The sequence below is a fragment of the Hwanghaeella sp. 1Z406 genome (genome assembly GCF_048892425.1).
Classification (GTDB): Bacteria; Pseudomonadota; Alphaproteobacteria; order UBA8366; family Aestuariispiraceae; genus Pacificispira.
Genome location: NZ_JBLZHU010000003.1, coordinates 189,122 through 215,335, shown reverse-complemented (window position 1 = coordinate 215,335; position 26,214 = coordinate 189,122). Strand labels below are relative to the sequence as shown.

Sequence of the window (26,214 nt, the reverse complement as noted above, 5' to 3'; positions counted from 1 at the left end):
GTGACCCTGAATTGGGAACCATAGCGTTTGGCTGTGGTTCCTGGACCTGACAAAGGAAGACCGATGAAGGTGCGATTGAAACCCTCTTTGATCATAGCAGTGGCTTTGGCGGTCCTGTCGGTGGCTTGGATTTATTCAGGGCAGATGGAAAATGACCCATTCGCCAGCGCCCAGGGCACGACCGAGGCGCAGAATGCCGCGGCGGACGCTCCGGCAGACTCTGCTCCAAAGGAGCTGCCGTCGGTTCGTATCAAGGATTCATCAGCTGTGCCGCATCGGGCGATCCTGACCTATACCGGTCGGACTGAAGTGGATCGGCGCGCTGTATTGCGTGCGGAAACAGAAGGCCGTGTCATAGAAATTGGGGCGGAAGTCAGCAGCCGCCTGGATAAGGGTGCTTTGGTGGTGAAACTGGCGCCCAGTGATCGGTATGCCCAGTTGAACAAGGCAGAGGCCCTGGTGCGCCAGCGCACGATTGAATATGACGCGGCAAAGAAATTGGCAGGCAAAGGGTTCCAAACAGAATCGGCCCGGTCGGAAGCTGAGGCCAACTTGTCTTCTGCGAAGGCAGCACTGGAGGAAATCCGGGTGGACTTGGCGCGCACCACGCTGGAAGCCCCGTTCGATGGGATCATTGAATCCCGGGCAGTTGAGGTTGGGGACTATGTTCAGCGGGGCGATGAAATCGCGCGGATTGTTGATTTTGACCCCATCGTTGTAACCATTCAGGTGTCCGAGCGAGAAATCAGTCGCATTGAAATGGGGGTCGTTGCGCCGATTGACCTGGTGTCACATGAAAGCCTGACCGGAATCGTCAGCCGGATCGCGACAACGGCGGATAATGCTACCCGGACATTCGAAGTGGAATTGGAAGTTGAGAATGAAAATGCTGTCCTGCGGGACGGTGTGACGGCAAAAGTCAGGTTACCCGCGCAGCAGGTTATGGCACATCTGATCTCCCCAGCGCTGCTGACATTGGATGATCAGGGTACGGTAGGCGTTAAGGCCATTGATGCGGAAAGCCGGGTCATTTTCTATCCAATCGACATTGTTGAGGATACGGCCGATGGCATGTGGATCGATGGACTGCCGCAACAGGTGACACTGATCACTGTTGGACAGGCATTTGTCGCGCCCGGTGTTAAGGTGAAGGCGGTAGAGGCGGATGATCTTTCAACAGATCCCAGCTCACCGGCCAATCCCGCCCCGGCGGTCAGTGTCGGCGACACGACGGGAGATCGTTCGTGAGCATTATCGGCGCCGCCCTGTCACATTCCCGGACCGTTCTGGGGCTTCTGGCATTCATTCTGGTTGCCGGCGCAATATCCTATATCACCATCCCGAAAGAATCTGATCCAGACGTCAATATCCCGATCATCTATGTCTCCATGCATCACGAGGGGATTTCGCCGGAAGATGCAGAACGCCTGCTGGTGCGCCCCATGGAACAGGAATTGCGCGGGATTGAGGGATCAAAGGAAATGCGCTCCACCGCATATGAAGGTGGGGCCAACGTTCTTTTGGAATTCGAAGCAGGATTTGATTCTGATACGGCGCTTAGCGATGTGCGCGATAAGGTGGATCTGGTGCGTCCCGATCTGCCGGAAGATACAGATGATCCCACCGTCAATGAAGTTAACTTAAGTCTGTTTCCCGTGCTGGTCGTCACCTTATCGGGTGATTTGCCGGAACGCATGTTGTTGCGGATTGCACGGGACATGCAGGATCGGCTTGAAGGCCTGGAAACCGTTCTGGAAGTCAACATCACGGGAGAGCGTGAAGAGGTTGTCGAGGTTCTGATAGACCCTGTACTGGTGGAAAGCTATGGCCTGGAACCTGAAGATCTTTTGGCCCGGGTCGGGGCGTCAAATCGTCTGGTTGCCGCGGGTGCGCTGGATACCGGCAGCGGGCGCTTTGCCATTAAGGTGCCGGGTCTGTTTGAATCTGCCGATGACATTCTGGACCTGCCTATCGTGAACAGTGGGGACGCCATCGTTCGGGTCCGCGATGTTGCGCAGGTTCGCCGCAGTTTCAAGGATCCCACCACCTTTGCGCGGGTCAATGGCAATCCGGCCCTGGGCCTGGAAGTCGTGAAGCGCACGGGGGAAAACATCATTGAGACGATTGCCGCCGTGCAGGAAATTGTTGAGCAGGAACGCCCGTATTGGCCGCACGGTCTGACCGTTGGCTATTCCAATGACAAATCCGAAGACATCCGAACCATGCTGACGGATCTGCAGAACAATGTTTTATCTGCGATCTTGCTGGTGATGATTGTGGTTGTCGGCGCGCTGGGTGTGCGTGGTGGCCTGTTGGTTGGATTGGCTATTCCGGGATCATTTCTGGCCGGGGTCATGGCCCTTTCCATTATGGGGCTGACGGTCAATGTGGTCGTATTGTTCGCGCTGATCCTCGCCGTCGGGATGCTGGTTGATGGCGCGATTGTGGTCACAGAATTTGCGGATCGGAAACTAACGGAAGGCGTCCCCAAGCAGACCGCTTACGGCATGGCGGCAAAACGGATGGCCTGGCCCATTATCTCGTCCACGGCGACTACCTTGGCGGCCTTTCTTCCCCTGTTGTTCTGGCCCGGTGTAGTCGGCGAGTTCATGAAGTTCCTGCCCATTACGTTGATTGCAACATTAACGGCGTCGCTGGCGATGGCATTAATTTTCGTACCCGTCCTTGGGGCCAATCTGGCCGTGGTGGTGCGTGTGGTGATGACCCTCGCGCTGGCTGTGGTGGGATTTGGGATCGTCTCTGACATAGCCATTGAAATAATGGGACCAAATACCCCAATCGCGCCCGTTCTGGGTTTGGTTGGTGCTGTGCTGGGGGTTGTTCTGGGGTATTGGTTAGGCGGTGTTGTCGGGCGACTGCTGGAACGTGTCGAAGGGGACCCGGAAAAGGCTCAGGCGCTGGCCGGCCCTTCAAATTTTGACGACAGCGATGTTGACCAGACCATGGATCCCAGCAAGGTCGGCGGTTTGACGGGTGTTTACGTTTCTGTCCTGTCCCTCTGTCTGCGGGCACCCTGGCTGGTGCTGTTGTTAGCGGCAGGCACGCTGGTGGGGACGGTTGCACTCTATCAGGTCAAAGGCCATGGCGTTGAGTTCTTCCCGGAAATTGAACCGAAACTGATGATTGTGAATGTACATGCCCGGGGCAATCTTGCTGTTGACGAGAAAGATGCCTTGACCCGCCAGGTTGAGAATCGGGTTCTGGCCTTGGGAGCCGAAACGGGCGAGTTTAAATCTGTTTATGTATCCAGCGGCAATTTTCCGGTTCGGGATGACGAAGCAGAAGACGTCATCGGTAAGATATCGATTGAATTTAAGGACTGGGAGTTGCGGCGCCCGGCGGCGGATATCAAGGCAGATATTCGCGAGCGCACCGCCGATCTGGCTGGAATTATTGTTGAGGTCCGTGAAGAGGAATCCGGTCCTCCGGTCGGGAAACCAATCCAGATTCAATTAACGGCCCGGAATATTGACCTGTTGGATGAAGCTGTCATACAGGTTCGCGAAAAACTGGACAGTATCGACGGGCTGACCGATATCGAAGATTCAAGGCCCATTCCGGGTATCCAATGGGAATACAAGGTTGATCGGGCGCAGGCATCGAAGTTTGGCGCCAGTATCGGTGTTCTGGGAAGCTTTATTGAACTGGTGACAAATGGCCTGAAGATTTCTGATTATCGCCCTGATGACAGCGATGAAGAGGTCGATATTGTCGCCCGGTTCCCGGAGCAGTTCCGGTCCATAGATCAGTTGGACCGGTTGCGTGTGACGACGGAGTCCGGGCGCATTCCTGCTGGGAATTTTGTTACGCGCACGGCCCAGCCCAATACCGGTATTCTGCGCCGTGTTGATGGATCCCGCATTGGGTTCGTCCGTGCAGATGTGGCGGAAGGACTGTTGCCCGATACAATTGTGAAGGATTTGCGGGAGTGGTTTGAATCACGCCCCCTGAAAGATGGGGTCTTTGTGGAATTCAAGGGTGAGGACAAAGAACAGCAGGAGGCTCAGGACTTCCTGGTCAAGGCCTTTGCCGTCGCGCTGTTCCTGATGGCGATCATTCTTGTGACCCAGTTCAACAGCTTCTTTTCAGCCTTCCTGATCCTGTTTGCAGTCATCATGTCGACTGCTGGGGTTCTGATCGGCCTGATGGTTATTTCCCAGCCCTTTGGCATCGTTATGAGTGGAATTGGCGTCATCGCCCTGGCTGGGATTGTCGTGAATAACAACATCGTGTTGATTGATACATTTGATCAATTGAAGAAATCGTCCGCCACGGTGCGGGATGCGATACTGCGGACCGGGGCACAGCGCCTAAGGCCAGTGATGCTGACAACGGTGACGACGATCCTGGGACTGTTGCCTATGACAATGCAGGTCAATATTGACTTTGTAACCCGTCATGTGTCGCATGGGGCACCGTCAACACAGTGGTGGGTGCAATTGTCTACGGCGATTGTATTTGGTCTCGCCTTTGCGACATTGTTGACCCTGGTTGTCACACCCTGCTGGCTGCAAATGCGCGACAATTTAAGCCGCCGGTCCAAACGCACCCAAACACCTGAAAACAGGGAAGACGTGGTATCTGGGGATAAACCTGGCGTCCCGGCTGAATAGGGCTTTTGGTAGAACCATTATGTGTGAACTCATACGAGTGCATGATGCTGTAACATCAGAATTCAACAGTGACGGGGCGTTCCAGTAATTTTCCAATCGCTTCGTCAATGTCGACATCGCCCCCAAGGATTGAATTGACGGCCTGGGCGATGGGCATTTCAATGCCCGCACGCGCTGCCAGGGCAACAACGGCCTGGGCTGTCCAGTATCCTTCGGTCACGGCGCTGCGCTGGGACAGGGTTGATTGCGCGGACCGGCCTTCCCCCAGCGCGATGCCAAAAGAAGTGTTCCGGGATGTTGCACTCATCGCGGTTAAGATTAAGTCCCCGGCGCCGGACAGGCCCATGACGGTTTCCGCCCGTCCTCCTTCGGCCACGGCCAGGCGCATCATTTCCGCCAGGCCCCGACTGACCAGGGCAGCGCGGGCATTTTCCCCCAGGCCGCGCCCGGTCGCGATCCCCGCTGCAACGGCGACGACGTTCTTCACGGCACCACCGATTTCCGCGCCTATCGGGTCGTCCGACAGATAGGCGCGCAGGCTGCCGGATCCAACGGCGGTCTGGATAATTTCAGCGGCTTTAAGATCCTGTGCCGCCAGTGTTATCGCCGTGGGCAATCCCTTTGCGACCTCTCCGGCGAAGGTCGGTCCAGAGAAAATACAGGCCCGCGCAGCAGGAATTTCTTCCGCCAGGACTTCCGACATACGCTTCAGGCTTTTGCGTTCCACACCTTTTGCACAAATCGCAATGGGCATGCCTGAAGGCACATGGGCGGCGACTGCCCGGGCGACGGATCGCAGGGCCTGGGCGGGGACCGCGATTAGGATACAGTCTGCACCCGACACGGCAAAGGCCAAGTCTGTTCCGGCGGTAATGCCGCGCGCCAGGGGGATACCTGGCAGGCGGATGGGGTTTGACCCGTCTTGAATACAAGCCGCTGTTTCGGCGTCGCGGACCCAGACATGGACCGGATGACCCGCCCGGCGTGCAACACAGGCCAGGGCAGAGCCCCAGGCACCGCCCCCTAAAATTGCGACATGGCCTGACATTCTTGGTTCCTCACACAGATAATTCGAACGCAACTGATTTCATCACCGTCAGGATGTAGCCTATGACGTCCGGATGCGCTACAGGTTCTCTTGGCATTTGTCTCATTTGGGCATGATAATCCATGTCCTGGTTTACTGTGTGAGGTTTGTTTTATGAGCAAGACTGTACCGACTTCCGTCACCCTTGGCACGCGGGGCTCACCCCTGGCGTTGTTGCAGACCTATGATGTTCGCGATCGATTGATTGCGGCAAATCCCGGTTTGACGGTCGAAATCGCTGAAATCACGGTGGTTGGCGACCAGATTCAAGATCGGGCCTTGGCGGAGGTTGGGGGTAAGGGGTTGTTCACCAAAGAACTGGATCGCGCCATTATGGATGGCCGGTGTGATGCGGCGGTCCATTCGATGAAGGATGTTGAAACCTGGCTGTCCGAGGGAATATCGCTGACATGTGTTTTGAAGCGGGAGGATGTCCGCGATGCCTTTTTAAGCCATAAGGCCGATAGTCTGGAGGCCTTGCCGCCCGGATCCAAAGTTGGAACATCCTCTCTGCGTCGGAAAGCTCAGATTCTGGCAAAGCGCCCGGATTTAGAAGTCGTCTTGTTCCGGGGCAATGTGCAAACCCGTCTGCGCAAGCTGGAAGAAGGCGTCGCCGATGCGACTTTGCTGGCAATGGCAGGGCTGAATCGTTTGAGCATGGCGCATCTGGCAACGGCCCCGCTGGCGGTCGAAACCCTGTTGCCAGCCTGTGCCCAGGGTGCGGTGGGGGTCACGATTGCCAGCGCGCGATCTGATTTGGCCCAATTGTTCGCCCCGTTGAATCATGGTGAAAGCCAGCTTCGGGTTCATGCGGAACGGGCCTTTCTGGATGTCCTGGATGGCAGTTGCCACACGCCCATTGCCGGTCTTGCTGAAATCAGTGGGTCGACGGTTCGGTTTCGGGGCCTGGTTGCCCGGGAAGATGGCGCGCGCCTGTTGACGGTGGAACGGTCAGGGCCCGTGGATCAGGCTGTCACCCTGGCGCAGGACGCCGGGCATGCCCTGTTGAAAGAGATGGGTGATGGTTTCTTCGACTGATCTGGATGTCGCGCAGGTGGACCGCCCCCTGATCCTGATTACCAGACCGGTAGAGGATGCGACTGGATTGGTCGATGCCTTGCGGGCAGAGGGATTTGATGCGCTGGTCGAACCGATGCTGCGGATTGAGCCTGTCTCCGATGTCGTGGTTGATCTGACGGATTGCCGCGTGATTCTGTTTACATCCGCGAATGGCGTTCGGGCCTTCGCCAGGATCAGTTCGGTGCGCAACCTACCAGTCGTGACGGTTGGTGCCAGCAGTGCCCAGGCCGCAACCGAGGCAGGGTTTGAGGATATTGAGGCATCCGGCGGCGATGTGGAGGCCTTGATAGAGACCGTGCGCGCGCGCTTTCCGGTTCAAGGCGGCGCCCTGTTTCATGCGGCGGGCTCTGTTACGGCGGGTGATTTAAAGGGTGATTTGGAATCGCTGGGCTACACGGTCAAGCGTGTTGCCCTATATCGATCCGTAAAAACACAGGCGTTCAGCGAAGCCTGTCGCTCGGCATTGGATACGGGGCGCATTGCTGCGGTGACATTTTTTTCTCCCCGAACGGCGGAGTCGTTTGTTACTGTACTTCAAGGCGAAGGACGTGCACCCTGTGCGCGTACGGTTTCGGCGGTTTGCTTAAGTGACGCTGTTGCGCAGGCTGCGGCGCGAATAGAATGGTTGGGGATCAAGCGTGCGGCAACACCCGATACGCCCGCCCTGATCGCAGAGATCAAGGCCTTGTTTGGGGTCGGAAATCAACTGGGTAGGATGATGACAATGGCTGACGACAAGAAAAGCGACGAGGGTGTTGATGAAAAGAATGCCCCCGAAATCAGTACCCCTGAAACCGATTCGAATGAGGATGATGCATCTATTGACGTCGCAGAAGCGGTCAGTGATTTTGATACCGATGCCGTAATTGATGCTTTTGGGGGTATTCGCCCCATGGCAAACAAGCTGGATGTCGCGGTCAGTACGGTACAGGGATGGAAGAACCGGGGCCATATCCCGGAAAACCGGTGGCGCGATATCATAACCGCCGCCTCGGCCCATCAGATTGACCTCAGTGTCGCCATGCCTGCGGAAAAGCGCCCAACCGCATCTGATCCGGAGGCGTCTGAACCGGCGGTGTCTGAACCAGTGATGTCTCCCTGGACTGAAGACGCGGGGGGGCAGGCTGCAGAGGCGACGCCTGATGAAGCACTGGATGATGAAGATCGTCCCGATGCTGAACAACAATCAGATGCTCCATCGCAATCAACACCGACGGCCGCCTCTGGCGCAGGTGAGTCTGGCCCCAACAGTTCAGGAAAGCTCGCTTTGTTGGTCGCCGGTGTGGCGCTCGTCGCGGTTGTTGCACGGCCCGTCTGGGGCCCCTATGTCGATACACATCTGGCGCAGTATGTGGAGCCGCCCGCGGTGGCAGTTTCCGGGGATATCCCCTCTGATATAGAGGCGACGCTCTCCTCGATTTCTGATCGATTGTCACAGGTAGAGTCACGCCCGGTCGCGACGGGGGATGGCGCGGTCGTCCCAGGGGACATTTCCAGCCGATTGGACAGTCTGGAAAATGATGTTGAGGCATTAAGTGATGCGGCAGAATCCTTGCAGGCGATCCGTGAAGAAACGGCTAATGCCCTGACGGAAACGCGCAATGCCCTTGCCGCATCGGTCGAACGGGATGAGACAACCCGCGCCCGCCTGTTGGAGCGTATGGGCGTTATTGAAAGCATGCTGGAACAGGTCAGCAAAGAGGCAGAGCGTGCCACGGCTGGTCTGGCCGGCGTGGATGCGAAAGCGGCACAGAATGCAGAAGATATCGCAGCTCTGAAAGCCCGCCCCGCTCTGGAAGGCGCAGCCCAGGCCGGTCTTGCTTTGGCCGTTGGCGATGTAGAATCCGCTTTATCTGCGGGCCGTCCGTTTACTCATGCCCTGGATCGGTTGACTGGTTTGGCCAGGGGTGATGCGGCTATCAAGAGTGCCGTTGCCGAATTGCAGCCCTATGCCACCCGGGGTGTGGTAACCCGTGCGGCGTTGATGTCTGCTTTTCAGCAGAATGCACCCGCGATGCAGTCCGAGGTCAACCGCACCGATGGCGATGTCCTGGATGTTTTGATGGAGGGGGCGCGGTCCCTGGTTTCCATCCGGAAGAAAGGGGAAGCTGCAGATGCCCCGCCAGTCAGCCGCGCAGAAGCCGCATTGAACAGGGGGGATCTGGCCAGCGCTGTCGCCGCCCTGTCCCAGGGACGGGAAACGTCTGAAACCATCGCGGCCTGGCTGAATGAGGCTGAGGCGCGATTGGCGGCTGAGGCTGCATTGACGGATTTGCGCGATGCCGTTGCTGCGGGACTGGCGATTGCCCCTGCCCCTGCCCCGGCCCCTGCGACATCACCTGAACCCGAACCTGCCAAATCGGGAGATCCGTCATGACGTGGCGCGTATTTTTCTTTCTGATCAAGATTGGTGTCCTTGGTGCCTTGGCGGTGTTCTTTGCGACGAATCCAGGACGTGTATCCTTTGACTGGCAGGGCTGGGCGGTTGATATGCCAGTCGGGGTTTTCGCCCTGATCGTGCTGTTGTTTGTTTTGCTGTTGGTCTATGCAGAGCGGATTCGCCAGACTGTGTTTCGCTTCCCCGGTCGATGGCGCGCCCATCGCAAAGCCATTCGGGAAATGAAAGGGTATCGCGCCCTGACGCTGGGCATGGTTGCTGTTGCAGCCGGCGACGCTGTTGAGGCAAAGCGTCAATCCCGACGGTCCACGGATCTATTGACCCAGGCGCCGCTGACGAAATTGTTGCAGGCCCAATCCGCCCAGTTGAACGGCGATAATCAGGCAGCGACAAAGTATTTCGAAGATATGCGTGGCAATCCGGAAGTGTCCTTCCTGGGCATTCGGGGATTGATGACACAGGCCTTGCGCGACGGAGATTCCGAACGCGCGCTGGCTTTGGCGGAAGATGCGCGCAAGCTGCGGCCATCGGCGAAATGGGTGCTGTTGGAATTGTTGGACCTGCAAATGGAAGCCGGTTTCTGGAATCGCGCTCTGGCGACGCTGGAAGATGCGGAAAAAACCGGGGCATTATCTACCGAGGAAGCAAAACCATTGCGGGCACGCTTGTCCCTGCGTCAGGCCGCGCGCCTTAAGGAGTCCGGTCAGAATGGGGACGCGCTGAAAATTGTCAAAAAGGCGATGAAGGCAGACCCGTCCAATGACGCTGCCGTTGCTTTGGCTGCCGATTTGATGCAGCAGGGCAACGATACCCGAAAGGCGGAAAAACTGATCGAGTCCGCCTGGAAACAACAGCCCACGCCGGTTCTGGCACAGGCATACCGCAATTTGGCGGCAAGTGATGCCACCCCGATTGCAAAGGTGAAACGGTTTGAGACTTTGCTGTCGCTGTCACCGGATGCGGCGGAAAGTCATATCGCTTTAGCCGATGCGGCCCTGGATGCCTCCCTGTGGGGGGAGGCCCGCACCCATTTGGCGAAGGCGACGGATATCCTGGGGGATCCTGTTCCGCCAGTTCTGTGTCGGCTATGGGCGCGGCTTGAAGAGGCTGAACATGGTGATCTGACGGCGGCGCATCGATGGTTAAAAAGGGCGTCGGAAGCGGAATCCAAGATACAGGTCGAACCTGATCTTAAGGTTCCAGCACGACTGAATGACATCGCCTCCGTTCAGGGGACGGATCTGGAACGGCGCTCACTGTAATCAATCAAGTTCCTGCGACCATCATGCCGTCTATGCGAATGGTCGGCGCGTTGGTGGCGTATTTGAAATCCAGATCATCCGCTGGCGTCATTGCCAGGAACATGTCCATTAGATTGCCAGCAATGGTGACTTCGTTCACCGGATAGGCGATCTGTCCGTTTTCGATCCAGAAGCCGGAAGCCCCGCGGCTATAGTCACCGGTCACCATATTCACGCCCATACCCATCACTGAGGTGATATAGAACCCGCTTTTGATATCGGATATTAAGTCTGTTGGGGAAACGGTGCTAGTCTCCAGATGCAGATTGGTGGTCGATGGTGATGGGGGACTGCTGGTGCCGCGACTGGCGTGCCCCGTCGATGTTAACCCCAATTGCCGGGCCGCGCGCAAATCCAGAATCCAGGTTTGCAGAATGCCATTTTCAACCAGATTGCGGCGCTTGTTTGCCAGACCTTCCGCATCAAAGGGTTTGGACGCCAGGCCGCGCGCACGGTGGGGATCATCGACAATGGTAATTCCCGATGACATGACTGCCTGACCCATTTTGTCTTTCAGGAAGGAGGTGCCCCTGGCAATCGCAGCCCCGTTGATTGCACTGGTCAGGTGGCGCACCAACCCTCCGGAAACGCGGGGGTCGAACACGACCGGCACCTTTGCCGAAGGGGGCTTGCGCGCGCCAAGTTTCTTTAAGGCGCGGTCTGCTGCGCTGCGGCCAATTTCTACCGGATCGGTCAGGTCAGATCCGAATATTGCGCTGGAATAGTCATAATCTGATTCCATGGCAGTACCGGTTCCTGCCAGAACGGACACGGCAATGCTGTGATTGCTGCCTTGATAGCGCCCGGCAAAACCATTGCTGGCGGCCAATGCGATGCGGGATTGGCCCCAGGAGGCCTCTGCCCCTTCAGAATTGGTGATCCCGGCGACGGCCAGGGCCGCATCTTCTGTTTCCGTCGCCCGGGCGATCAGGGTCTCGGCGCTGGGTTCCTGTGGATCAAACATTTCCAGCTTCGGATAATTGTCGCCAACGATCTGATCGGGATCTGCGATGCCACAAAAGCTGTCTTCCGGGACGGTTTTAGCCATGGCGATGGCACGCTCCACCAACAGCGCCAATCCGTCCGGTTTCCAGTCATTGGAAGAAACTATCGCCTGGCGTTTACCAATCAGCACCCGCAAGCCAAGGTCCTGGGATTCCTGACGTTCCAGTTTTTCTGTTTTACCAAGCCGCTGAGCGTGGCTGATGCTGGTCGACAGTCCGGCGACCGCATCCGCTGAATCGGCGCCTGCTTTCAGGGCGCGCTCAACAAGGTCTTGAATCAGGACAAGCGGATCGGTCTCAACGGTCATGGTATGTCTTTCTATTTTCTGGGCTGTGCACTTGGGTGGATCAGCGTGTCAGTCTTGTAGCAGGCTAAGCAGGGCAATGAAAAGCAGTGCCACCATTCCCAGGCCCGCACCGATCATTTGCATCCGCGCCCGGCGCAGATTGGGGGAGATGTCCGCCATTTCGTCCGGGTCCCGGCGCCAGTCCAGTTTGGATTCCGAATCATCACTGTTGCGCGCCAACAGTCGTATTCCAATCGTCATGACGATCAAAAAGACCAGTGTCAGAAGAATTATCCAGACAGGCAGGCCCAGCAGAATTGAAACTTTATCCAGGCTGCGTGCAATGGCGTCCGGCATCGCCTGTATCCCTTATTCACGATTAAGCGCGCGATGACCGATGTCGCGGCGACAGAACCCTTCCGGCCATTCAATCAGGTCAACTGCGGCATAGGCGCGGTTTCTTGCCTCGGTAATTGTCGGTGCCATCGTCGTCACGGTCAGCACACGGCCCCCGGTTGCGATCAGCTCCCCGGCGTCATTGCGCGCGGTTCCGGCATGAAACACGACGACGTCGGGTGCGGCCGCTGCGCCCTCTATATTGCGGATCACGGTGCCTTTTTGATAGGTGCCGGGATAACCCTGACTGGCCAGCACAACGGTCATGGCAGACTGCGCGTGCCAACGCAGATCAAAATTGCGCAATGTGCCATTGGTCGTTGCCAGCAGGGCAGGCAGCAAATCTGATTGCAGGCGCATCATCAGGACCTGGCATTCCGGATCTCCGAACCGGACATTATACTCAATCACCCGGGGACCGGTTTTTGTGATCATCAAGCCGATGAAAAGCACGCCCTGGAAGGGGGCGCCTTCTGCTCGCATTGCATCGATTGTCGGGGTCAGAATCTCCCGGATGATTCGGGCTTCCATCTCTGGCGTACAAACAGGTGCCGGGGAATAGGCACCCATGCCGCCGGTATTGGGCCCGGTATCACCGTCGCCTACACGCTTATGATCCTGGGCAGATGCCAAGGGCAGTGCCGTTGCACCATCCGCCAGCGCAAAGAAGGACAGTTCTTCCCCTTCCATGAATTCCTCGACGACCACTTCCGTCCCAGCGGTACCAAAGATGCCGTTCACCATGGCAGCATCCACCGCATCCAATGCCTCCTGGACGGTCATTGCGACGGTGACGCCCTTTCCGGCGGCCAGGCCATCGGCCTTTACAACAATCGGGGCACCCTGGGAACGGATATAGTCCTTGGCAGCCTGCGCATCGGTAAACCGACCATAGGCGGCGGTTGGAATGTTGTATTTTGCACAGATGTCTTTGCTAAACCCCTTGGATCCTTCCAGTGCGGCGGCGGCGGCACTGGGCCCGAAGACGGCAATATCTTTCGCGCGCAGGCGATCTGCCAGACCATCCACTAAGGGCCCTTCGGGACCGACGACGACAAAATCAATCGCCTCTTGCGCAATCAGGGCCTCAATTCCGTCAAAATCATCGACGGCGACCGGGCGGCATTGGGCATCCTGGGCGATACCTGCATTGCCCGGCGCACAGAACAATGCGTCACACAGAGGCGATGCCGCAAGGGCCCAACATAATGCGTGCTCACGCCCTCCAGAGCCGATGACAAGACAACGCATATGGTTTCTCCCAATCTAAATGCGGTTGGACGTCGACGTTGATCAGGCGCGCCGACCCAGCATGGAACACGATGACGGCGGGCCGATCTGGCACCGCCGTCTTCGGACCTTGGATCATGCGATCATTGCACCGCTGTGATCCGTTTCAGCCGGTATGTCTGGTTCCGGCACCTGCGGGGACATGCTGGCGGAATCAGGCCCGAAGAATCCCGGAATAGCATTTTCCCCGGCATTGACAAACCGTCTTAACCCGCGCCCGACAATTCGTAACGTCATCAAGCCGGATTCCTGCTTGGTTTCAACCTGTAGTACCCCGCCCCCGGGGCGATGAACCGGACGCGGTGGGTATCCCAGGAACCGCAGTATTTCATAGTATCCAGGACAGTCGACCAAGATGATATCGCCTGGTTCAAAGGGATCAGAAAGCCTTGCAAAAAATCGCGGTTTTATCATCACATCAAGTATATGATTGGTACAATGATAGCTCCAAATCGAAATTCCATTATTTGAAACTAGTTTTTTCAGGCCACTCTTTTGTGCGCGAAGTGTCATTTTACCCTCTCCCTTTAGATTGCAAAGATAAGTATCTACTAGAAAATGTTGAAATATCATGCAAGAGAATTGAATAATATAAGCACGTAAAAGTTGTATAATTGATGTTAAAATTTAACACACAAAAGAAAGACCATTTAAGCGTGCATAAATTTCCACCAAACAAGTGATTTAATCTTGGCGCGGTGCATGTCATTCTAAGGGCGCTATGATGCGCAATGTCCAAGAACTTTCTGTGTCCGAACTGTCCCAGGCGCTTAAGCGCACGGTGGAAGACGCCTATTCTCATGTCCGGGTTCGGGGGGAGATTTCGGGCTTCAAACGGGCGGCCTCCGGCCATTTGTATATGGCGCTGAAGGATCAGGACGCAGTGATCGATGCTGTCTGTTGGCGGGGCAGTGCGGGCAAGCTGGATATTCGACCGGAAGACGGCATGGAAGTCATCGCGACGGGCCGCCTGACGACCTATCCCGGGCGGTCGAAATATCAGATCGTCATTGATCATATAGAACTGGCGGGCGAGGGCGCGCTGCTGAAATTATTAGAAGAACGCAAGCGTCGCCTGGCCGAAGAAGGACTGTTCGATGCAAGCCGCAAACGGGCCTTGCCGTTCCTGCCCGAGGTGATTGGTGTGATCACATCGCCGACCGGGGCGGTGATCCGCGATATACTGCACCGGTTGGCCGACCGGTTTCCGCGCCATGTCTTGTTGTGGCCGGTATTGGTTCAGGGGGACGGTGCAGCAGCGCAGGTGGCGGCTGCGATCGAAGGGTTCAATGCCATTACCCCTGGCGGTGCAATCCCCCGCCCGGATGTCCTGATCGTTGCGCGGGGCGGCGGCTCTTTGGAGGATTTGTGGAGCTTCAATGAGGAAATAGTTGTGCGCGCGGCCGCTGCCAGTGACATCCCGCTGATTTCCGCTGTCGGGCATGAGACGGATACAACATTAATCGATTATGCCAGCGACAAACGTGCACCAACGCCAACCGCCGCTGCGGAAATCGCTGTGCCGGTTCGGTCGGAATTAATGGCGGATCTAGCAGGGTTCACGCATCGGATGATTCAATCCGGTACCCGGAATATCGAAAACCGGACTCGGTTTGTGGAAAGCTTGGCGCGGGGATTGCCCCAGCCCCGTCGATTGATGGAACCGGCCATGCAGCGACTGGATGATCTGACAGAACGGCTGGATCAATCCACCCCTCGTTTGGTGCGGGCGGCAGAAGAGCGGTTGCAGACCCGCGTTGCGCGGTTGCGGTCCCCTGCAGAACTGGTGTCCCGTGCGATGGCACAGGTTTCTGACCAGGGACAGCGTCTTTACGGCACGACACAGGCGATTTTCGCCAGGGCGGATCGTAAGGCGCTGGAAATGCGTGCAGGCGACAGAATACAGGCAGCGATGGATCGTCGGTTTACTGGCTGGCAGGACCGTGTGGCGCGCGCGGGATCGGCTGTTGAGGCACTCAGCTATAAGGGCACGCTGGCACGAGGCTATGCCATTGTGCGGGGCGCTGATGGCGGATTGATCACCAAAGGGGATGCGGTGCGCAGCGGCATGGCTGTTGAGATTGAGTTTCAGGAAGATACGCGTGTCTCTGCCCTGGTCACAGACGGGGCAAGTGTCGCCCCTGCTGGCAAGGGTGAAAAATCCAGGAAACCGGCAAAAACGCCGATCCCGACCTCTGTCCAACCGGAGTTGTTTAAATGATATCTCCATTCGCTCGCCGGATTCTTTTTGTTTTCGCTCTCTTCCTGCCAATAACGGGATATGCGCAACAAACACTTTCGCTGGATGGTACCCTGATCCAGGGTGGCTTTGCCAAAGGGACAGTCCCGCCGGGCAGTCAGGTGCGCTATGACGATCATGATGTGATCGTCGGGCCGGATGGTCGTTTTCTGATTGGTTTTCACCGTGATGAACCCGCCGATACCGTCTTGACCGTGGTCCTGCCCGATGGCACCGAACAGCGTTATCCAATGAATATCCAGTCCCGTGAGTATGATGTTCAGCGGTTGGATGGATTGCCGGAAGAGAAAGTAACACCCCCCCAGGACGTGCTGGACCGGATCGCTGCTGAAGCGGCAAAAGTTCGGGCTGCACGGGCGCAGAACAGCCAGGAAACCTGGTATGACAGTGGCTGGATCTGGCCGGCGCGGGGACCAATTACCGGTGTGTATGGCAGCCAAAGAATACTGAATGGTGAACCAAGACAGCCGCATTATGGCGTTGATGTCGCAGCCCCGGAGGGCAGTCCCGTTGTCGCGCCTGCGGATGGGGTTGTGACCCTGGTGGAACCGGATCTGTATTTCTCAGGCGGGACACTGATGATTGACCATGGGCGGGGGCTGGCGTCCACCTTCCTGCATTTGAAAAGCATTTCAGTCGCGCTTGGGCAACAGGTCAAAAAGGGTGATGAAATAGGCACTGTCGGCGCGACGGGCCGCGCCACCGGGCCGCATTTGGATTGGCGTATCAATTGGTTTGATAATCGGCTGGACGCAACCCTGTTCGTGGGGCCGATGCCGAAAGATTTCTAGCGCATCTCAGGGCAGGCGGGTGATGCGATAGGAAAGCGGCCAGAAGATCGTCTTCTTGTCACCCGGCGCGCCCCATACCGAAGCGAGGCTTTGCCGCAAGAACGGCAGCGGGTCTTCGCCACACTGGCCGCGATATTCTTTTACCGCTGACCATGTTCCAGCATAGCCAACCAATTGCTCAAGGTCCCACCGAACCTCAATTTTCATCTCTGGTCCGGGCTCTTCCGGGAAGGGAAAATCAAGTGATTGATAGCCGGTTTCGACATGTCGGCGGTCTGCGGGCCAATAGGGGCCAACGGTTGTGGTGTAAAAATCCTGCAGCGCCCTATTTGCGGCTGGGTCGACAATTTGTGTCGGACGATAGGTGATCAGCGCCAGCACCGCACCAGGGACTGCGACACGGCGGACTTCCCCGTAAAAACGAGGCAGGTCAAACCAATGCGCGGCTTGTGCGGCAACGATCAAATCGACGCTGTGATCCTGCAGAATGGGCGCATGCTCTGCAGGGGCTGTGCCATACGTGACATTGGGAAATTGTGGTGCAGTCGACAACTGTGCCGCACTGGGATCGGTTGCGACAACCCTGTCGAACAGGCGCGCCAGATGTCTGGTCGCCTGACCACCCCCGCATCCACAATCCCAGGCCAGCCGACGTTGCGGTGCGCGGGCCGCTAAATCATTGAATAAAGCGGGCGGATAGTCGGGGCGGAACTTGGAATAATCTATTGCCGTGCTGGAAAAGTGATCCTTGAAAGGGCTCTGTGTCATTCCAGGACTCCGGTGCGGGGCTTAATTTGGCCAGCGTTTATGCAGCCAGAACCATTGACCGGGCCGTTCGCGGATCCAAGCTTCCAGCAGCGTATTATATTGTACCAGAATGGCGCGCACTTTGGCGTGTCTATCGTCTGTATCAGGCGCAACAAGGGGCGGGTGAATGGTGACTCGAAACCGGGTATCCTCAATGCGTTCAATCCGTACCGGCAGAATTGGCGCGCCCTGACGCAGGGCCATTTCAATGGGCGCACTTGCCGTCATAGCCTCGCGCCCGAAGAAAGGGACCGCCATCCCTTCATTCAGCTTTTGATCCAGCAACAGGGCCAGGGGTCGCCCTTCCTTCAGCGTCATAACAGCATCGCGCATGCCACTGCGCCCTTTTGGCAGCAGTTTTCCGGTAAAGCCGCTGCGGATAGCGCGAAAGTATCGATCCATCCAGGGATTATCCGCCGGGCGATAGATGGCGGTCATAGGACATCCATGCTGGCTTGCAACGGTTGTTGCCAACTCCCAATTCGCCATATGGGCGGAAACCATCATAAAAGCGCCCTTGCGCTTTGCTTCCCACAGATGTTCCAGACCAATTGTTTCAATAGGGCCGTCGGGATCCAGGACATTCAGATTGTTTGCGTGTGGAAACTCCCCGGCCCCCCGCCCCAGATTGTCCCAAACATCCCGAACGGTCGCATCAATCTTGGCCTTATCCCAATCTGGAAAAGCCTGCGCCAGATTGCGGCGGGCGATCTTGTCTGCTTTCAGAAAGGGGCCGACCAGACGAAACAATCGCCCCCCTATTGCGGAGGCAACGGTTCTTGGCAGCGCCGCCAAAAGCGCCAGTACGGCACGTGCCATACAGTATTCGATGTAATAGGTGACGGCGCGAAAGGTGCCCCGGCGCTGTTGCGCTTGCTTAAACAGCATGCGCGCGCCCCTGTGTCAGAAGAGACAAAGGATCAACACTGGGCGGCCAGTCCAAAGTGATTGGGACCGAAACCACCTGGCTGCGAAACGCTGCTGGAAGCCGTACTGCGTCTTTCTCTGTCGTCACCAGGGTTCCCCCCAGCGTTTGGGCCTGTTTCTCAAGTGCCTCAATATCCTGTGAACTAAAATCATGATGGTCCGGGAACTCTTGCGTCAGAAGCAGGTCCAGATCAAGCCCCCGAAGGGTTGCAAAGAATTTCTCCGGCCGCCCAATTCCAGCAAAAGCGATGCATTTTGCCCCAATCGGCAGCGCATCAGGTCGATCCGCCACCACATGAACCGACAGGATCGGACCAGGAAATCCGCTCAGATCCCTTTTCAGATGCGGCGCGGCCTGATCCCCAAGAATAAGCACTGCGTTTGTCCGGGCCAGCGCGGACGCAACCGGTTCACGCAAGGGGCCGGCTGGAAAGACACAGCCATTACCAAACCCAACCGCGCCATCGACCACCAGCAGGGATGCCGTTTTGTGCAGGCCTGGATTCTGGAATCCATCGTCCATGATTAAATGCGTTGCACCAGCCTTCTGGGCCATGCGTGCGGATGCGACGCGGTCTGCCCCGATCCAGGTGGGCGCGATCCGGGCCAGCAACAGTGGTTCATCCCCGACTTGTGCAGCGCTGTGATGGGCCGGATCCACCCGCAGCGGGCCTGAAGCACTGCCGCCATAGCCGCGGGACAGAAAATGCGGTTGCGCGCCCTGCTTGATCAACCGCTGTGCCAGATCCAGGGAAACGGGTGTCTTGCCAGCGCCCCCCAGAGTCACATTTCCGATACAATAGACGGGTATGTCCATTCTGACGGGGGAAATGTATCGATGGCGCAGGGCGCTAACGCCGCTCCAGATCAGGGATGTCGGCCACAGCAGCCGTGACAGAATGCCGGGATCAGATTGAGACCAGAAATCCGGCGCATGCATCACCCATCCCCTTTCGGGCGGGGTGTGACGGGGGGTAAAACCGGCTCCAGTCTGGCCAGCACACGAAGGGCGGTCCCTTCCCCCTCCTGTGCAACCCGTTGTGCGGCAATGACCAGTTGATTGCGGGCCTGATCATCGGTCAGCAGTCGGGCAACGTGATCTGCCAGGTCTTTTGCATTCGCTACGGTGACGGCGCCCTTTGCGGCATCCAGATCTGCGGCAACCGTGCTGAAATTAGCCATGTCTGGCCCGTATAGGGGCGCACAGCCCAGCCGGGCGGCCTCGATGGGATTGTGACCCCCATGATTGCCCTGCAGGCTGCCCCCGATAAAGGCAACCCGCGCCAGTCGGAAAAACAGGCCCAATTCGCCCAGCGTGTCGGCAACCAGAATATCGGTTTCGCCCGATATCGTTTGACCCATGCTGCGCTGGGCCACCTTAAGGCCGCGCCGGGTCAGGCGCTCAGATATCTCACCGCCCCGTTTTGGATGGCGGGGAACCAGGATTGTGACCACGGATGGGACGGTTTCACGCAGTTTCTCGTGGGCTTCCGCAACGATGTCTTCCTCCCCGGGATGGGTGCTGGCTGCCAGCCAGACAGGTCGACCATCCAGCACAGCCTGTTCAGCCGATAAGGCATCCGCATCAGCAGGCAGTGCCGCAACGGATAATTTCAGATTTCCAACACATTCCGCCTGATATGCGCCCAGATCCTTTAGGTGATCCGCATCGGCCGGGGATTGTGCCAGGCAGGGGGAAAATCCGGCCAGCAAATCGGCGGCAATGCCAGGTATGCGTCGCCATCGGGCCAGACTGCGTTTGGAAACCCGACCATTGACCAGGGCGACAGGCTTGCCAGCGGCCCGCATTTCCCAGATCAGGGCAGGCCAGAATTCGGATTCCACCCAAATCCCGGCATCAGGTTTCCAATGGCTCAGAAAGGACGCGACCCAGGCGGATCGATCGACCGGCACGAATTGATGCATCGCCCGGGCCGGCAGTTTGTCGGCCATCAGACGGGCACTGGTCACGGTGCCGGTGGTCAACAGAACATGCCCGTTGGGATCTCGTTCCAATAACAGATCGATTAAGGGCAGGGCTGACATGGCCTCCCCATTGCTGGCGGCATGAATCCAGATCAACGGTCCTTTAGGGCGGGGCAGCGTCGCCTTTCCCTGGCGTTCGCAAAAGCGATGGGGGTCTTCTTTTCCTTCGGCCAGGCGCTGTTTCATGTAACGCGCGATAAATGGGGCCGCCAGGACTGTGCTGATGCGATACAGGCTGCGGGCGATCATGGCACATGCCCCATATCCCGGTCGCAAGACGCAGTCAGATCCTGCAGGGTTGTGTGAAGCATTTGGCGATACCGTTCCCGGGTTTCTGCATCCGGCTTGGCAGGCAAGATGATGGCCTCTCCCCATCGGCAGATTCCCCGATTAAACGGCAAGGGGACCTGGAAACGGTCCCATGTATTCAGCATGCGGCGTTTCTTAACAGCGTAACTGACCGGGACGATTGGAACGCCCGCCATCGCGGCAATGAAGATAATGCCTTCCTTCACCTCCAAGGCGGGACCGCGCGGGCCATCGGGCGTAATGCCGACATGGCCCCCCGCTTTCAATCGCTTGATTATCACGCGGGTGGCTTTGGCACCGTCCTTACTGTCAATGGGAATACCATCAAAACCAAAACGCTCCATCGTATCCAGGACCAGCCGACCATCGCGATGACCAGACGTGACCACACATAACTGATCGGCTTTTTCCGCATAGGCATAGGGCATCATGCAGATACGATTATGCCATAATGCAATGATATAGGGCTTCCCCTCGGCAAACAGACGGTCCCGCGCCTCGGTTCCTTCCACGGTCCATTGGGTCGTCAGTCGCACAAAGCGGATATAGGCCGCCAGCAGACTGCAGATCAATCTGTGTACCCATGCCTGTTTGGAAAGAGCCTTGATCAGTGACATGGTTGCCCTAATCCTGAGCCACGGCAACGCTGGGGGCGGATGGCTGGTCTTCACTCTGTTCTTTGGGTTGGTCTTGGAACTGAATCTTCGACAGGCGGGCATACAGGCCGTCCTGTGAGATCAATTCTGCATGGCTGCCGGTTTCGACAACTTTTCCTTTATCCAGGACATAAATGCGATCAGCGCGCCGGATGGTAGCCAGGCGGTGGGCAATGACAATCGTGGTGCGCCCAATCATCAGGCGGGACAGGGCTTCCTGTACCTTTTGTTCGGATTCCGCGTCCAGGGCCGATGTTGCTTCGTCCAGCAGCAGGATCGGGGCGTTCTTCAGCATCGCCCGGGCGATTGCGATACGTTGGCGTTGGCCCCCACTCAGGCGCAATCCCTGCTCGCCAACCATCGTGTCATAGCCATCTGGCAGGTCCAGAATGAAGTCATGGGCGGCAGCGTCCCTGGCCGCCTGAATGATGTCGTCTTCACTGGCACCAAAACGGCCATAGGCAATGTTGGCGCGGATCGTGTCGTTGAATAATGCCGGTTCCTGGCTGACCAAGGCGATATGTCCCATGACAGACGTCAGGGTCGCCTGTCGAATGTCCTGACCATCGATCAGGACGTGTCCGGCGGTCACATCGTAAAACCGTGGGATCAGGTTCAGGATCGTAGATTTTCCAGCACCCGACGGCCCAACCAATGCGACCGTTTCACCCGCCGTGATGTCCAGCGTTATGCCATCCAGAACCGGTGCATCCGCATCATACGCGAAATGCACATCCTTCAGGGTAACCCGACCCGGGCCGGGGGTCATTTCCACCGCATCGGGCGCGTCCTGAATGGCGGGCACATGATCAATCAGGTCGAAATTGCGCTTTGCCGCCCCCAGACCTTCCTGAAGGGAATTGTTCAGGCTGGCCAGGCTGCGCAAGGGTTGATAGGCGACAAAGACCGCGACAAAGAAGGACATGAATGACCCGACGGTCTGTTCCCCCGCCAGGATCTGATATCCCCCCAGGGCAATGATGCTAAACAAGGTGAATCCCGCCAGCGTATCCATGATGGGATAGCTGAGCGAGCGAGTGCGCACCGCCTTTAAGAGCAGCTTATAGGTGGTCAGGAATGCGCCGGATCCCCGTTTGGCTTCGTATTCCTGCATGGAATAGGCCCGGACCTGGCGGGCATTCTTCAAACTGTCGTCTAGGACAGATGTCATCTGCCCGAATTCCACCTGGGTGGCTTCGGATACTTTGCGCAGGCGCCGACCGATCCGGGCGATGGGGAAAATGCTGATTGGAAAGAAGAACAGGGCAAACAACGACAATTGCCAGTTCTGATAAACCATCAACCCGATCATTGCCGCCAGCGTCATTGAATCGCGTCCAAAACCGGTAAAAACCTTCGTTACGGCATCGCGCAGAACATAGCAATCGGACGTGAAGCGCGATAACTGGCGCGCCGTTCCCTCCTGCTCAAGATATCGAATCTCGATATGCAGAAGAGATCGGAACATCTGGTTCTGCATTTTTTCAATGATCCGCAAACCCACCATTTGCATCAGCACGGATTGCATAAAATTTGCCAGTCCGCGGAAGAAGGATGCGATAAAAAAGCCAAGCGCAGAATACCAGATCCAGACTTCGCTTTGATTGATAAAGGCCTCGTTCAAGGCGGGTTCAATCAGCTTTGCCAGGGCGGCACTGGCCACAGCCACCAACAACATCCAGAAGGTCGCCAGGATGATCATGCGCAGATGTTCGGACATATAGTCACGCCAAAGGCGCCAGGTCAGTTTCTTGGTGACCGGATCAAACCGAAATCTACCTGTTTTTTGTGTCTGGGAGTCGTTCTGTGCCACCGTTGATCCCGGTTCGCTGGTTTAAGGTTTTCACGATATCCGCCCTATAGCATGGGTCGCACGGGGCGTCACGCCGGTAACCCATCCTAATGAAGCGGTGGCAAATCATCAGGCGGACGTGGACAGGCTGGGGATAGTGCGGTATACGCAAGGCAATGCATCAGGAATGCTTTGGTGCTGGGTTTATGCCGGGTGTTGCGGATGCGGTGCTACCCAATGGATAGGGTCGAATTTTATGCTGGAACAGGCTTAAGTCGGAATGAACATTCCTAAAATACTCCTGGCGATCAGCGTTTGCCTTTTGCCGATCCTGGTGGCGGTTTTTTGGGTGCCGATTAAGGCGGGATCGCTGGATGGTCTTTTTATAATCGGCGCGAATATTTGCGCCATCGTTATTCTTTTTGTCTACATAGTTGATCGCCCATGACCTCTCAAACAGTGACGCTTACCTGTCCGATTTCCGGATCGGATCGTATCGAGGAGTTTTGTGTCCAATCTGATCCGGATGGGGGCACAGTGACTTGGATACGGTTCCCCGACAGCGGTTTTGTCTGCCTGCAGCATATGCCGTCCGTGGATGAAATTGATGACATCCAGGACGAAATTGGCGGCGACTATATGCGTGTTATGACGCCGAAGTGGAAAAGCAAAGCCCGCCGATCCAAATCCCGTGCTAAATGGTTGAAACGCCACATGACGGGTGGAAGTCGGGTACTGGACGTCGGCAGCAATGTCGGTCTGTTCTGTGCCATGGCGAAAGAAATCGGGCTTCTGCCGGAAGGCATTGAAATCAGCAAGAATCTTGCCCGTCAATCCGCTGAACTGTTTCCAGAAATTCCGTTCCATTGCACATCACTGGAGGCGTATTCAGGGCCCGGGGAGTTCGATGCAATTTATTGTTCTGAAGTCATCGAGCACACGATCGACCCGTTCGATTTTGCTGCACGCCTGTTTCAATTGTTGCGCAAGGGCGGGGTACTGTATCTAACAACGCCGGATTTGGAAGAATATCTGACGCCTGATGGTGCTGTGACCCGGTTTTTGGGTGCACCCGATCATAAACTGTACTTCACGCGGGAAAATATTGTTCCCTTCTTAAAGCGCGTTGGCTTTTCGGATGTGATGCACAAGCGAACCTGGTCTTTTGGTAAATCCGGGATTCAGTTGCTGGCGACCAAATAAGCAAAATGGCTTAGGATGATTGGTCAGGTTTTGGCTTTTGATTTGCCGTTAGGTTTTGCAAAAATTGCAGGGAGCATGCTTCCCAGCTGAACTTTTCCGCATGACGACGGCACAGGGCAGGATCAATTTCCAGGGCCCGCATGGCGGCGCGTTGCAGGTCTTCATCCAGAACACCACAACTGTTGTCACCAATCACATCGATGGGGCCTGGCACTGGCAGGGCCGCGACCGGCACCCCGGACGCCAGGGCTTCCAGCAGAACCAACCCAAATGTATCCGTTCGGCTGGGAAAGACGAAAACATCGGCGGCGGCATAGTGGCGCGCTAGGTCTTCGCCCGTCTTGGGCCCCAGAAACTTAACGTCAGGATACGCGGCCTTCAGTTCTTCCAGTTGGGGGCCGCCACCAACGACGACCTTGGTGCCGGGCAGACCCAATTCCAGAAAGGCCCCAATATTCTTCTCCACCGCAACCCGGCCGATATTCATGAAAATTGGGCGGGGGAAATCCAGAATGTCTTTCGGGCGCGGACGGAACAGCTCCAGATCAACGCCCCGGGACCAGATTTCCAGGTTTTTGAAATTCCGACTGTCCAGGTCGGTGCGCATGGTCGGCGTGGTGACCATGGTCACCGATGCGTCGCCATGAAATTTCCGCATCCAGGCATAGGTGATGGAAACCGGCAGGCCGCATCGGGCATGAATATATTCTGGAAAGCGGGTATGAAAGCTGGTGGAAAAGGGATGCTTGTGCTTTTTGCAAAAGCGTCTTGCCGCAGATCCCAGCGGACCTTCGGTTGCGATGTGGATGGCAGCCGGCATCAGGTCCTTCAGCATTTTCGGCAGGGCCCATAAGGCATTCATCGCCAGCCGGATTTCTGGATAGGTCGGGCATGGGATGGTCCGAAAACGATCCGGGCCGATGACATGCACTTCAAGCCCCAGCTTTTCCATTTCCTGTCGGGTGCGATCCAATGTGCGCACCACGCCATTGATTTGTGGCAACCAGGCATCGCTGACAATAACCAGCCGCTGGCCCGGCACGGCGGAGATATCGGGTTGCGCCGTTGTCACGCTGATATTCTTTGATGTCACGGCGTTCATACAGGTGCCTTCGCAGTCATTCTATGGTCCTGCAGGACCGGGACATGTGCTGTGTTGTCCGTCCATTGGATGATTTCCATGCGGCCATTGGCATGTTCCACCAGGGCAGTACAGCTTTCGACCCAATCGCCATCATTGCAGTACAATATTCCATTGATTTCGCGCATTTCGGCATGATGGATGTGACCACAGATCACACCATCCACGCCGCGTTGTTTGGCCTCATGCGCGACGGCTTCTTCGAATTTACTGATGAATTCGACGGCGTTCTTGACCTTTTGCTTCAAGAATGCAGACAGCGACCAATAGGGCAGGTTTAACCAACGTCGCACCTGGTTGAAGTAATGATTGGTCGACAGCAGGATCGTATAGGCCCAATCCCCCAGATAGGCCAACCACTTGGCGTATTTCACAACGGAATCGAACTTGTCCCCATGGATGATCAGATAGCTGCGTCCATCGGCACCTTTGTGGATTGCTTCATCCTTGACCAACACGCCCCCAAAAAACAGGTTGGTGTAGTCGCGCAGCACTTCATCATGATTGCCAGGAACATAGATTACCTGACAGCCCTTGCGGGCTTTCCTCAGAACTTCTTGTACAACGTCATTTTGTGTTGCGGTCCAATACCAGGATTTCTTCAGGCGCCATCCATCGATAATGTCGCCAACCAGGTAAAGTGTTTCACACTCCGTATGTTGCAGAAAATCCAGAAGGAATTCCGCCTTGCATCCCCTGGTTCCCAAATGGGTGTCAGAGATCCATACTGTGCGATAACGACTGACGCCGCGAAACCCGTGCATATCCGTATCCGCCTTTAAATCTTTCGATCCGCAGGGAATACGGGTGTAGTGTGAAGAAAATAAGTAATTATGGTAATTCTTATTTTCTTTCACCTAAGTTT

Annotated in this window: 21 protein-coding genes; 8 read left to right on the top strand and 13 right to left on the bottom strand. The window is 56.6% G+C overall.

Translation table 11 applies throughout. The annotated features are described in order from the left end of the window. Nucleotides 1–63: 63 nt before the first annotated feature. Nucleotides 64–1,248: an efflux RND transporter periplasmic adaptor subunit gene (locus tag ACOSDR_RS08375; RefSeq protein WP_420726175.1), complete on the top strand. Its 1,185-nt coding sequence runs from the start codon at nucleotides 64–66 to the stop codon at nucleotides 1,246–1,248. Next, nucleotides 1,245–4,634 carry an efflux RND transporter permease subunit gene (locus tag ACOSDR_RS08370; protein WP_420726176.1) on the top strand — a complete coding sequence of 1,130 codons (3,390 nt, stop codon included), beginning with the start codon at nucleotides 1,245–1,247 and terminating at the stop codon, nucleotides 4,632–4,634. The genes ACOSDR_RS08375 and ACOSDR_RS08370 overlap by 4 nt, the downstream gene beginning before the upstream one ends. Before the next feature lie 55 nt (nucleotides 4,635–4,689). Here the strand turns inward: ACOSDR_RS08370 and ACOSDR_RS08365 are convergent, their stop codons facing one another. Next, nucleotides 4,690–5,682, bottom strand: a complete 993-nt coding sequence (locus ACOSDR_RS08365; RefSeq protein ID WP_420726177.1) for an NAD(P)H-dependent glycerol-3-phosphate dehydrogenase — start codon at nucleotides 5,680–5,682, stop codon at nucleotides 4,690–4,692. 153 nt (nucleotides 5,683–5,835) lie between these two features. Between ACOSDR_RS08365 and hemC the strand changes: the two genes are divergently transcribed. Genes hemC through ACOSDR_RS08350 form a run of 3 tightly spaced genes read left to right on the top strand, consistent with a single transcriptional unit; the run spans nucleotide 5,836 to nucleotide 10,461 of the window. Then, the gene (gene hemC / locus ACOSDR_RS08360; protein ID WP_420726178.1) at nucleotides 5,836–6,759 is read left to right on the top strand and encodes a hydroxymethylbilane synthase; all 924 of its coding nucleotides are present in this window, start codon (nucleotides 5,836–5,838) and stop codon (nucleotides 6,757–6,759) included. Then, nucleotides 6,743–9,178, top strand: a complete 2,436-nt coding sequence (locus ACOSDR_RS08355) for a uroporphyrinogen-III synthase (protein WP_420730946.1) — start codon at nucleotides 6,743–6,745, stop codon at nucleotides 9,176–9,178. Before hemC ends, ACOSDR_RS08355 begins: the two co-directional genes overlap by 17 nt. Further along, nucleotides 9,175–10,461 carry a heme biosynthesis protein HemY gene (locus tag ACOSDR_RS08350; protein ID WP_420726180.1) on the top strand — a complete coding sequence of 429 codons (1,287 nt, stop codon included), beginning with the start codon at nucleotides 9,175–9,177 and terminating at the stop codon, nucleotides 10,459–10,461. The genes ACOSDR_RS08355 and ACOSDR_RS08350 overlap by 4 nt, the downstream gene beginning before the upstream one ends. Nucleotides 10,462–10,465: 4 nt before the next feature. Here the strand turns inward: ACOSDR_RS08350 and ACOSDR_RS08345 are convergent, their stop codons facing one another. The 4 genes from ACOSDR_RS08345 to ACOSDR_RS08330 all read right to left on the bottom strand — a co-directional run bounded on the left by ACOSDR_RS08345 (nucleotide 10,466) and on the right by ACOSDR_RS08330 (nucleotide 13,714). Beyond that, nucleotides 10,466–11,812: a TldD/PmbA family protein gene (locus tag ACOSDR_RS08345; RefSeq protein WP_420730945.1), complete on the bottom strand. Its 1,347-nt coding sequence runs from the start codon at nucleotides 11,810–11,812 to the stop codon at nucleotides 10,466–10,468. Nucleotides 11,813–11,860: 48 nt separating this feature from the next. Continuing rightward, on the bottom strand, nucleotides 11,861–12,148 hold the full coding sequence (locus ACOSDR_RS08340; protein WP_420730944.1) for a hypothetical protein: 288 nt from the start codon (nucleotides 12,146–12,148) through the stop codon (nucleotides 11,861–11,863). A 12-nt stretch (nucleotides 12,149–12,160) separates the two neighbouring features. Continuing rightward, nucleotides 12,161–13,438: a phosphoribosylamine--glycine ligase gene (purD, locus tag ACOSDR_RS08335; protein ID WP_420730943.1), complete on the bottom strand. Its 1,278-nt coding sequence runs from the start codon at nucleotides 13,436–13,438 to the stop codon at nucleotides 12,161–12,163. 114 nt (nucleotides 13,439–13,552) lie between these two features. Further along, nucleotides 13,553–13,714, bottom strand: coding sequence for a hypothetical protein (locus tag ACOSDR_RS08330; RefSeq protein ID WP_420730941.1), 162 nt, complete (start codon nucleotides 13,712–13,714; stop codon nucleotides 13,553–13,555). 511 nt (nucleotides 13,715–14,225) lie between these two features. Between ACOSDR_RS08330 and xseA the strand changes: the two genes are divergently transcribed. Further along, nucleotides 14,226–15,698, top strand: a complete 1,473-nt coding sequence (gene xseA / locus ACOSDR_RS08325; protein WP_420730940.1) for an exodeoxyribonuclease VII large subunit — start codon at nucleotides 14,226–14,228, stop codon at nucleotides 15,696–15,698. Further along, nucleotides 15,695–16,528 (top strand): M23 family metallopeptidase, encoded by an 834-nt coding sequence (locus ACOSDR_RS08320; RefSeq protein ID WP_420730938.1) that lies wholly within the window; start codon nucleotides 15,695–15,697, stop codon nucleotides 16,526–16,528. Before xseA ends, ACOSDR_RS08320 begins: the two co-directional genes overlap by 4 nt. A gap of 6 nt (nucleotides 16,529–16,534) precedes the next feature. Here the strand turns inward: ACOSDR_RS08320 and ACOSDR_RS08315 are convergent, their stop codons facing one another. From ACOSDR_RS08315 to ACOSDR_RS08290, 6 genes are read right to left on the bottom strand one after another with little or no spacing between them, the layout of a single operon-like run. Next, nucleotides 16,535–17,296, bottom strand: a complete 762-nt coding sequence (locus tag ACOSDR_RS08315) for a class I SAM-dependent methyltransferase (RefSeq protein ID WP_420730937.1) — start codon at nucleotides 17,294–17,296, stop codon at nucleotides 16,535–16,537. A 21-nt stretch (nucleotides 17,297–17,317) separates the two neighbouring features. Then, nucleotides 17,318–18,223 (bottom strand): lysophospholipid acyltransferase family protein, encoded by a 906-nt coding sequence (locus ACOSDR_RS08310; RefSeq protein ID WP_420730936.1) that lies wholly within the window; start codon nucleotides 18,221–18,223, stop codon nucleotides 17,318–17,320. Beyond that, nucleotides 18,213–19,202 carry a tetraacyldisaccharide 4'-kinase gene (gene lpxK, locus ACOSDR_RS08305; protein ID WP_420730935.1) on the bottom strand — a complete coding sequence of 330 codons (990 nt, stop codon included), beginning with the start codon at nucleotides 19,200–19,202 and terminating at the stop codon, nucleotides 18,213–18,215. Before lpxK ends, ACOSDR_RS08310 begins: the two co-directional genes overlap by 11 nt. Continuing rightward, nucleotides 19,202–20,497 carry a 3-deoxy-D-manno-octulosonic acid transferase gene (locus ACOSDR_RS08300; protein ID WP_420730934.1) on the bottom strand — a complete coding sequence of 432 codons (1,296 nt, stop codon included), beginning with the start codon at nucleotides 20,495–20,497 and terminating at the stop codon, nucleotides 19,202–19,204. Before ACOSDR_RS08300 ends, lpxK begins: the two co-directional genes overlap by 1 nt. Continuing rightward, nucleotides 20,494–21,174, bottom strand: a complete 681-nt coding sequence (locus ACOSDR_RS08295; protein WP_420726191.1) for a lysophospholipid acyltransferase family protein — start codon at nucleotides 21,172–21,174, stop codon at nucleotides 20,494–20,496. The genes ACOSDR_RS08300 and ACOSDR_RS08295 overlap by 4 nt, the downstream gene beginning before the upstream one ends. Before the next feature lie 7 nt (nucleotides 21,175–21,181). Continuing rightward, nucleotides 21,182–23,026: an ABC transporter ATP-binding protein gene (locus tag ACOSDR_RS08290; RefSeq protein WP_420730933.1), complete on the bottom strand. Its 1,845-nt coding sequence runs from the start codon at nucleotides 23,024–23,026 to the stop codon at nucleotides 21,182–21,184. 423 nt (nucleotides 23,027–23,449) lie between these two features. Here ACOSDR_RS08290 and ACOSDR_RS08285 point away from each other — a divergent pair, with 423 nt between their 5' ends. Next, a complete protein-coding gene (locus tag ACOSDR_RS08285; protein WP_420726193.1) occupies nucleotides 23,450–24,208 on the top strand; it encodes a class I SAM-dependent methyltransferase in 759 nt (252 codons plus the stop codon). A gap of 10 nt (nucleotides 24,209–24,218) precedes the next feature. Here ACOSDR_RS08285 and ACOSDR_RS08280 read toward each other — a convergent pair whose 3' ends face one another. After that, nucleotides 24,219–25,310, bottom strand: a complete 1,092-nt coding sequence (locus ACOSDR_RS08280) for a glycosyltransferase family 4 protein (RefSeq protein ID WP_420730932.1) — start codon at nucleotides 25,308–25,310, stop codon at nucleotides 24,219–24,221. Continuing rightward, entirely contained in the window at nucleotides 25,307–26,113 is an 807-nt protein-coding gene (locus tag ACOSDR_RS08275; RefSeq protein WP_420726195.1) for a UDP-2,3-diacylglucosamine diphosphatase, read from the bottom strand. Before ACOSDR_RS08275 ends, ACOSDR_RS08280 begins: the two co-directional genes overlap by 4 nt. Nucleotides 26,114–26,214: the final 101 nt, after the last annotated feature.

Excerpts from the sequence above, each read along its gene's own strand:
- ACOSDR_RS08280 (WP_420730932.1), bottom strand. The coding sequence starts at position 25,310 with ATGAACGCCGTGACATCAAAGAATATCAGCGTGACAACGGCGCAACCC.
- ACOSDR_RS08355 (WP_420730946.1), top strand. The coding sequence starts at position 6,743 with ATGGTTTCTTCGACTGATCTGGATGTCGCGCAGGTGGACCGCCCCCTG.
- ACOSDR_RS08295 (WP_420726191.1), bottom strand. The coding sequence starts at position 21,174 with ATGTCACTGATCAAGGCTCTTTCCAAACAGGCATGGGTACACAGATTG.
- ACOSDR_RS08285 (WP_420726193.1), top strand. The coding sequence starts at position 23,450 with ATGACCTCTCAAACAGTGACGCTTACCTGTCCGATTTCCGGATCGGAT.
- ACOSDR_RS08320 (WP_420730938.1), top strand. The coding sequence starts at position 15,695 with ATGATATCTCCATTCGCTCGCCGGATTCTTTTTGTTTTCGCTCTCTTC.
- ACOSDR_RS08345 (WP_420730945.1), bottom strand. The coding sequence starts at position 11,812 with ATGACCGTTGAGACCGATCCGCTTGTCCTGATTCAAGACCTTGTTGAG.
- hemC (WP_420726178.1), top strand. The coding sequence starts at position 5,836 with ATGAGCAAGACTGTACCGACTTCCGTCACCCTTGGCACGCGGGGCTCA.
- purD (WP_420730943.1), bottom strand. The coding sequence starts at position 13,438 with ATGCGTTGTCTTGTCATCGGCTCTGGAGGGCGTGAGCACGCATTATGT.
- ACOSDR_RS08300 (WP_420730934.1), bottom strand. The coding sequence starts at position 20,497 with ATGATCGCCCGCAGCCTGTATCGCATCAGCACAGTCCTGGCGGCCCCA.
- ACOSDR_RS08365 (WP_420726177.1), bottom strand. The coding sequence starts at position 5,682 with ATGTCAGGCCATGTCGCAATTTTAGGGGGCGGTGCCTGGGGCTCTGCC.
- lpxK (WP_420730935.1), bottom strand. The coding sequence starts at position 19,202 with ATGCATGCGCCGGATTTCTGGTCTCAATCTGATCCCGGCATTCTGTCA.
- ACOSDR_RS08340 (WP_420730944.1), bottom strand. The coding sequence starts at position 12,148 with ATGCCGGACGCCATTGCACGCAGCCTGGATAAAGTTTCAATTCTGCTG.
- ACOSDR_RS08315 (WP_420730937.1), bottom strand. The coding sequence starts at position 17,296 with ATGACACAGAGCCCTTTCAAGGATCACTTTTCCAGCACGGCAATAGAT.
- ACOSDR_RS08310 (WP_420730936.1), bottom strand. The coding sequence starts at position 18,223 with ATGCTGTTTAAGCAAGCGCAACAGCGCCGGGGCACCTTTCGCGCCGTC.
- ACOSDR_RS08330 (WP_420730941.1), bottom strand. The coding sequence starts at position 13,714 with ATGACGTTACGAATTGTCGGGCGCGGGTTAAGACGGTTTGTCAATGCC.
- ACOSDR_RS08350 (WP_420726180.1), top strand. The coding sequence starts at position 9,175 with ATGACGTGGCGCGTATTTTTCTTTCTGATCAAGATTGGTGTCCTTGGT.
- ACOSDR_RS08375 (WP_420726175.1), top strand. The coding sequence starts at position 64 with ATGAAGGTGCGATTGAAACCCTCTTTGATCATAGCAGTGGCTTTGGCG.
- ACOSDR_RS08275 (WP_420726195.1), bottom strand. The coding sequence starts at position 26,113 with ATGCACGGGTTTCGCGGCGTCAGTCGTTATCGCACAGTATGGATCTCT.